This is a genomic window from Rubrivivax benzoatilyticus JA2 = ATCC BAA-35, assembly GCF_000190375.1.
GTDB lineage: Bacteria > Pseudomonadota > Gammaproteobacteria > Burkholderiales > Burkholderiaceae_C > Rubrivivax > Rubrivivax benzoatilyticus.
Genome location: NZ_AEWG01000019.1, coordinates 18,241 through 27,359 on the forward strand (window position 1 = coordinate 18,241; position 9,119 = coordinate 27,359).

Genomic DNA, 9,119 nt, shown 5'->3' on the forward strand with positions numbered 1-9,119 from the left:
GCCTGGGCCCGTGACCGGCGTCAGGCGGCGGCCTGGACCTCGGCCGCGCCGCCGGCGGCCAGCACGCGGTTGCGGCCCTGGCGCTTGGCGGCCAGCAGCTCGTCGTCGGCGGCCTTCAGCAGCGCTGTCTCGTGGCCCGGGCAGCGCAGCGAGTCGGCGACACCGGCCGAGAACGACAGCGATTGCAGTTGTGCGCCGCCGAGTTCGAAACACGTGCTGCGCCAGCGCCGCAGCAAGGCCTGGACCTTGCGCCGCGCCGCGGCGGCGTCGGTGCGCGGCATCAGCAGGCAGAACTCCTCGCCGCCGTAGCGGCAGGCGACGTCGCTGCGCCGGCAGCCGGTGGCCAGCAGCCGGCCGAAGGCGGCGAGCAATCGGTCGCCGCAGGGGTGGCCGTGGCGGTCGTTGACGGTCTTGAAATGGTCCAGGTCGATGATCGCCACGGCCAGCGGCTGGCCCTCGCGGTGCGCCAGCGCCAGCATCTGCGGCAGCGTCTCGTTGAGGTGGCGGCGGTTGAACAGGCCGGTGAGCTCGTCGCGTGTCGCCTGCTGGCGCAGCTGCTCCTGCAGCGCCTGGACCTCGGCGACGCGGCGCGAGAGCTGTTCGTTGACGGCCTCGATCTCGCGCCGGCGGGCGTCGTGTTCGTCGACCTGCTGCTGCAGCCGCAGCAGCTCGGTCTGCAGCGCCGCGGCCTGGTAGCGGGCGCGCGAGGCCAGCGCCGCGCGCTGCAGGTGCACGTGCTGCCACTCGCGCATCGTCGCCAGCGCACCGGCGGCGTCGCCCTGGGCTTCCAGCAGGTCGGCGCGGGTCAGCAGGTACAGGCCGCGCACGCGCAGGCTGAGCCCTTGCGCCGGTGGCTCGCCGGCCAGCCCGCGCACGCCGTCCAGGGCCGCCAGCGCCACCTGCGGCCGGCCCTGGGCGCGTGCCAGCAGCGCGCTGGCGACGGCGAGTTCGACCTGCTCGTCGGGGATGCCGGCACGGTAGGCGCTCTTGGCAAGGGCGACGAGTTCTGCCCCGAGCGCCGTCTCGCCGGCACGCAGCGCGGCGATCGCCAGCGTCTCATAATGCGTCGCCAGCCGGCCGCGGCCCGAGGCGTCGGCGGGCAGGGCGCAGATGCGGTGGATGTCGGCGACGGCCTCGTGCGTGCGGTCGAGCTCGGTCAGGCCGATGACACGGTTGATCCACAAGACGCTGGCCAGGCGCGGGTTGTGCAGCCGCGCGCAGCGCTGGATGCCGGTGTCGACGTGGCGCAGCGCCTCGTGGCAGTCGCCGATCTGCAGCAGTTCGTGCGCGAGGTTGCAGTGCAGCACCGCGTCCAGGCCGTGGCAGCGTGTGCTGCCGGCGTCGCGCAGCGCCTCGTACATGTAGGCGAAGGCGAGGTCGCTGCGGCCCTGCGCCGAGTAGCAGCCGGCGATGGCGTTGAGCAGCACGCCGCGCTGTTCGCCGCGCAGCACGCGCAGGCCTTCGCCGCGCAGCGACAGCGCCAGCCCCAGCGCGTCGTCGTAGCGCCCGGCGCGCCAGGCCGCGCGCGCCAGCCCGGTGCCGGCGAGGATGCGGCCGGCGGCGTCGCCGGCCTCGGCGAACGCGGCCTGCGCCGCTTCAAGCACCGGCCGGGCCTCGGCCGGCGTGGCGAAGAAGAGCTCGTGGAAACCGCGCGTCAGCAGCGCCCAGCCGCGGGCCACGGGGTCGTCGCCGGCGCCGGCCAAGGCCTGCGTGGCCAACTGGGCCGCCCGCTGCGAGTCTTCGTGCAGCAGCGCCCAGGCGCGACGGCCCAGGTGCCGGGCCTGGGTGCGTGCCTTCGGACGGACGGCGGCCGTGGTCATGCTCGATTATTGGCACCGTCCATCGCTTTGGGGGCCTCCGGCCACTGGACCGGGCGGGGGCCGGCATGCCCGGCGCCGAGGCTTCTGTTGTTGGCTAAAATGGCTAATCTGCGAGGAGAAACCACGATGCGTGTCACCGCAACCGAGGCCAAGAACCGGTTCGGCAGCATCTGCGCCCAGGCCAAACGCGAACCGGTGTTCGTGGAGAAGGCGGGCCAGATCGACACCGTCATCGTGTCGGTCGAGCACTATCAGGCGCTGCAGGCGAACCAGGCGCATGCCGGGCTCGGCACGCGCCGACAGGCCTTCGAAGCCGAGTTCGGCGACTGGATCGCGGCGCAGAACGCCTGGGTGGAGGCCCACGGCATTCCCGGTGACGATCTGCGGCCCTGGTGAAGCCGTGGCGCAGTACGACGTCTTCGCCAACCCCAGCGCGAGTTCGGCCGCCGGCATTCCGTATGTCGTGGTGATCCAGAGCGAGCTGCTGGACGGGCTGGCGACCCGGCTCACGCTGCCGCTGGCGCGGCTGGACTTCGCCGGCAAGGTGCCGGCCAAGCTGTGCCCGGTCGTCACGGTCAAGGGCCAGCGCCTGAACGCGCTGGCGCATTACGCGTCGCCGCTGCCTGCCCGCTTGCTCCGCCATCCGGTGGACAACGTCGCCGAGCAGGCCAGCGTGCTGGTCGCGGCCCTGGACGTCGTGCTGTCGGGCGTCTGAAGCCCGAGCGCCACCACGCCGGCACCCGGCCCGGGTGCCGCACGCCGCGCTTACATCGAGCGACGGTACTGGCCGCCGACTTCGAACAGCGCGGCCGTGATCTGCCCCAGCGAGCAGACGCGCACCGCGTCCATCAGCACCTCGAAGACGTTGGCGTCGGCGATCACCGCCTGCTGCAGCCGGCGCAGCATCGCCGGCGCCTCGGCGGCGTGGCGGGCGTGGAAGTCGGCCAGCCGCGCGAGCTGGCTCTGTTTCTCGCCCTCGGTCGAGCGCGCGAGCTCGATCGACTCGGGCACCGGGTCGCCGTGCGGGTTGCGGAAGGTGTTGACGCCGATGATCGGGTGCCGGCCGTCGTGTTTCAGCGTCTCGTAGTGCAGGCTCTCTTCCTGGATGCGGCCGCGCTGGTAGCCGGTCTCCATCGCGCCGAGCACGCCGCCGCGTTCGCTGATGCGCTCGAACTCGGCCAGCACCGCCTCCTCGACGAGTTCGGTCAGCTCGTCGATGACGAAGGCGCCCTGGTTCGGGTTCTCGTTCTTCGCCAGGCCCCACTCGCGGTTGATGATCAGCTGGATCGCCATCGCCCGGCGCACGCTCTCCTCGGTGGGCGTGGTGATCGCCTCGTCGTAGGCGTTGGTGTGCAGCGAGTTGCAGTTGTCGTAGACGGCGATCAGCGCCTGCAGCGTCGTGCGGATGTCGTTGAACGCGATCTCCTGCGCGTGCAGGCTGCGGCCGCTGGTCTGGATGTGGTACTTCAGCTTCTGGCTGCGTTCGTTGGCGCCGTAACGCTCCTTCATCGCCAGCGCCCAGATGCGGCGCGCGACACGGCCCATCACCGTGTACTCCGGGTCCATGCCGTTGCTGAAGAAGAAGCTCAGGTTGGGCGCGAAGTCGTCGATGTGCATGCCGCGCGCGAGATACGCCTCCACGTAGGTGAAGCCGTTGGCGAGCGTGAACGCGAGCTGGCTGATCGGGTTGGCCCCGGCCTCGGCGATGTGATAGCCCGAGATCGACACCGAATAGAAGTTGCGCACGCCGTGGTGCACGAACCACTGGGCGATGTCGCCCATCACCTTGAGGCTGAACTCGGTCGAGAAGATGCAGGTGTTCTGGCCCTGGTCCTCTTTCAGGATGTCGGCCTGCACCGTGCCGCGCACGTTCTCGAACACCCAGGCGCGGATCTTGGCCGCCTCGTCGTCGGTCGGCTCGCGGCCGTTGTCGGCGCGGAACTTCTCCAGCTGCTGGTCGACGGCGGTGTTCATGAACATCGCCAGGATCGTCGGCGCCGGGCCGTTGATCGTCATGCTGACCGAGGTGCTGGCGCTGCACAGGTCGAAGCCCGAGTACAGCACCTTCAGGTCGTCGAGCGTGGCGATCGACACGCCCGAGTTGCCGACCTTGCCGTAGACGTCGGGCCGGCGCTCGGGGTCGTGGCCGTACAGCGTCACCGAGTCGAAGGCGGTGGACAGGCGCTTGGCCGGCATGCCCTCGGACAGCAGCTTGAAGCGCCGGTTGGTGCGGAAGGCGTCGCCCTCGCCGGCGAACATGCGTGTCGGGTCCTCGTTCTCGCGCTTGAAGGCGAAGACGCCGGCGGTGTACGGGAACGAGCCCGGCACGTTCTCCAGCAGCAGCCATTTCAGGCGCTCGCCGTGGTCCTCCCAGGCCGGCAGCGCGACCTTGCGGATCGTGTTGCCCGACAACGTGGTGTGCGTCAGCGCGCTGCGGATCTCGCGGTCGCGGATCTTCACGACGTATTCGGCGCCGGAGTAGGCGCGCTGCATCTCGTCCCACTGCGCCAGCAGCTTGCGGGCGTGCGGGTCCAGTCGCGCCTCGCGCTGCTCGGCGAGGTCGGCCGTGGCCTCCGCGGCGCGCTGGCGCCCGGGTTTGTCCAGCCGCAGCATCGCCGAGGCGGCACGCAGCTGCTGGATCTCGCGCGCCAGCGCCGCCTGTTCGCGCGCGCGGCGCTTGTAGCCGCGCACCGCGTCGGCGATGTCGGCGAGGTAACGCGTGCGCCCGGCCGGCACGATGGCGTGCTGGCCGGTCGAGACGCGGGTGGCCACCGCCGCCAGCCGGCCTTCGGCCAGCGGCAGGCCCAGCGCCGCCAGGCGCGGTTTCATCGCCTGCGCCAGCGCGGTGACGCCGTCGTCGTTGAAGCGGCTGGCCATCGTGCCGAAGACCGGCATCGTCTCGGGCTTGTCGCCGAAGGCGCCGCGGTTGCGCTGCACCTGCTTGCAGACGTCGCGCCAGGCGTCGGCCGCACCCTTGCGGTCGAACTTGTTGATCGCGACGAACTCGGCGAAGTCCAGCATGTCGATCTTCTCGAGCTGGCTGGCGGCGCCGAACTCGGGCGTCATCACGTAGACCGGCACGTCGACGTGCGGGACGATGGCCGCGTCGCCCTGGCCGATGCCCGAGGTCTCGACGACGACGAGGTCGAAGCCGGCGGCCTGCACCGCCAGCAGCACGTCGGGCAGGGCCTGGCTGATCTCGCTGCCGAAGTCGCGTGTGGCGAGGCTGCGCATGAAGACCCGGGCCCCGGAATCACGAGCGCCGTCCTGGCCGGCCGGCTTGGGCCACGGCGCGATCGCGTTCATGCGGATGCGGTCGCCGAGCAGCGCGCCGCCGGTGCGCCGCCGGCTGGGGTCGATCGAGATCACGGCGATGCGCAAGGCGTCGTCCTGGTCCAGGCGCAGGCGGCGGATCAGCTCGTCGGTCAGGCTGGACTTGCCGGCGCCGCCGGTCCCGGTGATGCCGACCACCGGCGCCTTGCGCCCGGCGGCGGCCAGCGCGGCCTTGAAGCCGGGGTCGGCGCGGCCGTTCTCCAGCGCCGTGATGGCCTGCGCCAGCGCGCGCCAGGCGGCGTCGCCGTGGCCCTGCAGCGCGGCGACGTCGGTGGGCGCCTGCGCCGACAGGTCGCGGTCGCAGCGCATCACCATCTCGCCGATCATGCCGGCCAGGCCCATGCGCTGGCCGTCCTCGGGGCTGTACAGGCGCGTGACGCCGTAGGCCTGCAGCTCGCGGATCTCGGCCGGCACGATGACGCCGCCGCCGCCGCCGAAGACCTGCACCTGCTCGCCGCCGCGGGCGCGCAGCTGGTCGACCATGTACTTGAAGTACTCGACGTGGCCGCCCTGGTAGCTGCTGATCGCGATGCCCTGCGCGTCCTCCTGCAGCGCCGCGGTGACGACCTCGTCGACCGAGCGGTTGTGGCCGAGGTGGATCACCTCGCAGCCCATGCTCTGCAGGATGCGCCGCATGATGTTGATCGACGCGTCGTGGCCGTCGAACAGGCTGGCGGCGGTGACGAAACGCACCTTGTGCGTCGGGCGGTAGGCGGCGAGGGCCTGGTAGTCGGCGGACAGCTCGGTCATGGCGGTCGTCGGTGGAGGCGGTGGCACGCGGTTGACGTTTACGTCAACGTCAATGGTGAATCATGCCGCGCGGCCGGCGCCGCGGCGCAGCGATGCCGTCGGGGTTATCCCGCTCGACAGAATCGGGGGCGCGACTTTCCCGGCGCTGTTACGCTCGCGCCCTCGTGCCGCCCGGCCCCTTGTTCACCATGACTTTTCTCGCCATCGACATCGGCAACACGCGCCTGAAGTGGGGCCTGTACGACGCCCCGCGGCCCGGTGCGACGCTGCTGGCGCATGGGGCCGCGTTCCTCGAAACCATCGACACGCTGGCCGACACCGACTGGAAGGCGCTGCCGGCGCCGACCACGATGCTGGGTTGCGCGGTGGCCGGCGACGTCGTGCGCCGCCGCGCCGAGGAGCAGCTCGAGATCTGGGACCTGGAGCCGCGCTGGGTGGTGCCGACGGTGCAGGACTGCGGCGTGATCAACGGCTACGAGCACCCGAGCCGGCTGGGCGCCGACCGCTGGGCGGCGCTGGTCGGCGCGCGCCAGCGGGCGCTGGCCGACGGCGGCCGCCGTCCGGCGCTGGTGGTGATGGTCGGCACCGCGGTGACCGTCGACGCGCTCGACGCCGACGGCCGTTTCCTCGGCGGTCTGATCCTGCCCGGCTTCGGCCTGATGCTGCGTGCGCTGGAGATGGGCACCGCGGGGCTGAAGGTGCCGACCGGCGAGGTCGTCGACTTCCCCCGCAACACCAGCGACGCGCTGATGAGCGGCGGCGCGGCGGCGCTGGCCGGCGCCATCGAGCGCCAGCACCGGCGCCTGGTGCAGGTCACCGGCGCGTCGGCGCTGCTGCTGATGACCGGCGGCGCGGCCGTCAAGCTCGCGCCGCTGGTGCAACCGCCGTTCGAGATCGTCGATTCGCTGATCTTCGAAGGCCTGCTGGCGCTGCAGTCCCGGCGCTGATTGCGCCCCCAAGCTCGCATTCGCTCGCGACCCCGCTGCTGTCGGGGTCAGGTCTCGCGGCTGTTGGGGTCACGCGGCTGTTGGGGTCAGGTCTCGTGAGACCTGACCCCAAGGCCCCAGCGGCAGTCGGGGTCAGGTCTTGCGAGACCTGACCCCAGGCTTGTCGAGGCCTCAGCGGCAGTCGGGGTCAGGTCTTGTGAGACCTGACCCCAGGCTTGTCGCGAGACCTGACCCCAGTCTCGATCAGAGGATGTAGCGCGACAGATCCTCGTCGCGCGACAGCTCGCCCAGGCGGCGGTCGACCTCGGCGGCATCGACCGTCACCGTCTGGCCGCCGCGGTTCGGGGCGTCGAAGCTGATGTCGTCGAGCAGGCGCTCCATCACCGTCGCCAGGCGGCGCGCGCCGATGTTCTCGGTGCGCTCGTTCACGTCGTAGGCGATCTGGGCGATGCGGCGCACGGCCTCGGGTGCCAGCTCCAGCGTCACGCCTTCGGTGGCCAGCAGCGCCTGGTACTGCTTGACCAGGCTGGCGTGGGTGCTGGTCAGGATGGCCTCGAAGTCGTCGACCGACAGCGAGCCCAGCTCGACGCGGATCGGGAAACGCCCCTGCAACTCCGGGATCAGGTCGCTGGGCTTGGCCAGGTGGAAGGCGCCGCTGGCGATGAACAGGATGTGGTCGGTCTTGACGATGCCGTACTTGGTGCTGACGGCCGTGCCCTCGACCAGCGGCAGCAGGTCGCGCTGCACGCCCTGGCGCGAGACGTCGGCGCCGCCGTGCTCGGCGCGTGCCGCCACCTTGTCGATCTCGTCGATGAAGACGATGCCGTTGCCCTCGGCGTTGGCCAGCGCGGCGGCGCGGATCTCCTCCTCGTTGACCAGCTTGCCGGCTTCCTCCTCGGTCAGCTTCTCCAGCGCCTCGGCGATCTTCAGCTTGCGCACGTTGCGCTTGCCCTGGCCCATCTGCGAGAACAGGCCCTTGAGCTGCTCGGCCATCTCCTCCATGCCCTGGGGCCCGAGGATCTCGAGCGAGGGCTTCGGGTCTGCGACCTCGATCTCGATCTCCTTGTCGGCCAGCGTGCCTTCGCGCAGGCGCTTCCTCATCACCTGGCGGGCGGTGTTGTCGCTGCTCTCGCGCAGGTCGCGCGGCGGCGGCACCAGGGCGTCGAGCACCCGCTCCTCGGCGGCGTCCTCGGCCTTGGCGCGCTGGCGGCGGATGGCGCGTTCGCGCTCCTGCTTGACCGCCACCTCGACGAGGTCGCGCACGATGGTGTCGACGTCCTTGCCGACGTAGCCGACCTCGGTGAACTTGGTCGCCTCGACCTTGACGAAAGGCGCGTCGGCCAGCTTGGCCAGGCGGCGTGCGATCTCGGTCTTGCCCACGCCGGTCGGGCCGATCATCAGGATGTTCTTCGGCGTGATCTCGCCACGCAGCTTCTCGTCGACCTGCTGGCGGCGCCAGCGGTTGCGCAGCGCGATCGCGACGGCGCGTTTGGCGGCGTTCTGGCCGACGATGTGGCGGTCGAGCTCGGAGACGATCTCCTGCGGGGTCATCGAGTGGGTCATCGCGGGGGCGCCGGCCGCGAGGGCCGGGCGGAGGTGGTGCGGTGGGACGGGGTGCGGGCCGGCTCTCAGGCGCCCAGCACCTCGATGGTGTGCGACTGGTTGGTGTAGATGCACAGGTCGCCGGCGATCTCGAGCGAGCGCTTGACGATGTCCTGCGGTGCCAGCTCGGTGTGCTGCAGCAGCGCACGCGCCGCGGCCTGGGCGTAGGCGCCGCCGGAGCCGATCGCGACGATGCCGTGCTCGGGCTCCAGCACGTCGCCGTTGCCGGTGATGATCAGCGAGCTCGTCGCGTCGGCCACGGCCAGCATCGCCTCCAGGCGGCGCAGCACGCGGTCGGTGCGCCAGTCCTTGGTCAGCTCGATGGCCGCACGCTGCAGATGGCCCTGGTGCTTCTCGAGCTTGGCCTCGAAGCGCTCGAACAGCGTGAAGGCGTCGGCGGTGGCACCGGCGAAGCCGGCGAGCACCTGGTCGCGGTACAGCTTGCGCACCTTGCGCGCGCTGGACTTGACGACGATGGTGCCGAGCGTCACCTGGCCGTCGCCGCCGAGGGCGACGAGCGGGCCGCGGCGCACGCTGAGGATGGTCGTGCCGTGAAAGGATTCCATGGTCTGGTGCAGGTGGGGCCGGCCGGGCACGCTTCAAGTCCGTCGCTGCCGGCACGAGGCCGGCGCCGTCAGACCTTGCGCACCTGGACCTTGGCGTGGGC

The 9,119-nt window shown here is 71.4% G+C and carries 7 protein-coding genes; 3 read left to right on the top strand and 4 right to left on the bottom strand.

Annotated elements, in window-relative coordinates:
* Window positions 1-20 precede the first annotated feature (20 nt).
* Window positions 21-1,820 carry a GGDEF domain-containing protein gene (locus tag RBXJA2T_RS01710; protein WP_009855584.1) on the bottom strand — a complete coding sequence of 600 codons (1,800 nt, stop codon included), beginning with the start codon at window positions 1,818-1,820 and terminating at the stop codon, window positions 21-23.
* Window positions 1,821-1,946: 126 nt separating this feature from the next.
* On the opposite strand from RBXJA2T_RS01710, the gene RBXJA2T_RS01715 reads away from it, so the two are divergent.
* A complete protein-coding gene (locus RBXJA2T_RS01715) occupies window positions 1,947-2,216 on the top strand; it encodes a type II toxin-antitoxin system prevent-host-death family antitoxin (RefSeq protein ID WP_009855585.1) in 270 nt (89 codons plus the stop codon).
* Between the two features lie 4 nt (window positions 2,217-2,220).
* Window positions 2,221-2,535, top strand: coding sequence for a CcdB family protein (locus RBXJA2T_RS01720; protein ID WP_009855586.1), 315 nt, complete (start codon window positions 2,221-2,223; stop codon window positions 2,533-2,535).
* Window positions 2,536-2,585: 50 nt separating this feature from the next.
* On the opposite strand, the gene icmF is transcribed toward RBXJA2T_RS01720, so the two are convergent.
* Window positions 2,586-5,903, bottom strand: a complete 3,318-nt coding sequence (gene icmF, locus RBXJA2T_RS01725; protein ID WP_009855587.1) for a fused isobutyryl-CoA mutase/GTPase IcmF — start codon at window positions 5,901-5,903, stop codon at window positions 2,586-2,588.
* A 188-nt stretch (window positions 5,904-6,091) separates the two neighbouring features.
* Here icmF and RBXJA2T_RS01730 point away from each other — a divergent pair, with 188 nt between their 5' ends.
* Window positions 6,092-6,850 (top strand): type III pantothenate kinase, encoded by a 759-nt coding sequence (locus tag RBXJA2T_RS01730; RefSeq protein ID WP_029718559.1) that lies wholly within the window; start codon window positions 6,092-6,094, stop codon window positions 6,848-6,850.
* 243 nt (window positions 6,851-7,093) lie between these two features.
* On the opposite strand, the gene hslU is transcribed toward RBXJA2T_RS01730, so the two are convergent.
* Window positions 7,094-8,413: an ATP-dependent protease ATPase subunit HslU gene (gene hslU, locus RBXJA2T_RS01735; RefSeq protein ID WP_009855589.1), complete on the bottom strand. Its 1,320-nt coding sequence runs from the start codon at window positions 8,411-8,413 to the stop codon at window positions 7,094-7,096.
* Window positions 8,414-8,478: 65 nt separating this feature from the next.
* The gene (gene hslV, locus RBXJA2T_RS01740; RefSeq protein WP_009855590.1) at window positions 8,479-9,018 is read right to left on the bottom strand and encodes an ATP-dependent protease subunit HslV; all 540 of its coding nucleotides are present in this window, start codon (window positions 9,016-9,018) and stop codon (window positions 8,479-8,481) included.
* Window positions 9,019-9,119: the final 101 nt, after the last annotated feature.

What these genes read in the sequence shown, in the direction of transcription:
- RBXJA2T_RS01710 (WP_009855584.1), bottom strand. Translation starts at nt 1,820, where the DNA reads ATGACCACGGCCGCCGTCCGTCCGAAGGCACGCACCCAGGCCCGGCAC.
- icmF (WP_009855587.1), bottom strand. Translation starts at nt 5,903, where the DNA reads ATGACCGAGCTGTCCGCCGACTACCAGGCCCTCGCCGCCTACCGCCCG.
- RBXJA2T_RS01730 (WP_029718559.1), top strand. Translation starts at nt 6,092, where the DNA reads ATGACTTTTCTCGCCATCGACATCGGCAACACGCGCCTGAAGTGGGGC.
- hslV (WP_009855590.1), bottom strand. Translation starts at nt 9,018, where the DNA reads ATGGAATCCTTTCACGGCACGACCATCCTCAGCGTGCGCCGCGGCCCG.
- RBXJA2T_RS01715 (WP_009855585.1), top strand. Translation starts at nt 1,947, where the DNA reads ATGCGTGTCACCGCAACCGAGGCCAAGAACCGGTTCGGCAGCATCTGC.
- hslU (WP_009855589.1), bottom strand. Translation starts at nt 8,413, where the DNA reads ATGACCCACTCGATGACCCCGCAGGAGATCGTCTCCGAGCTCGACCGC.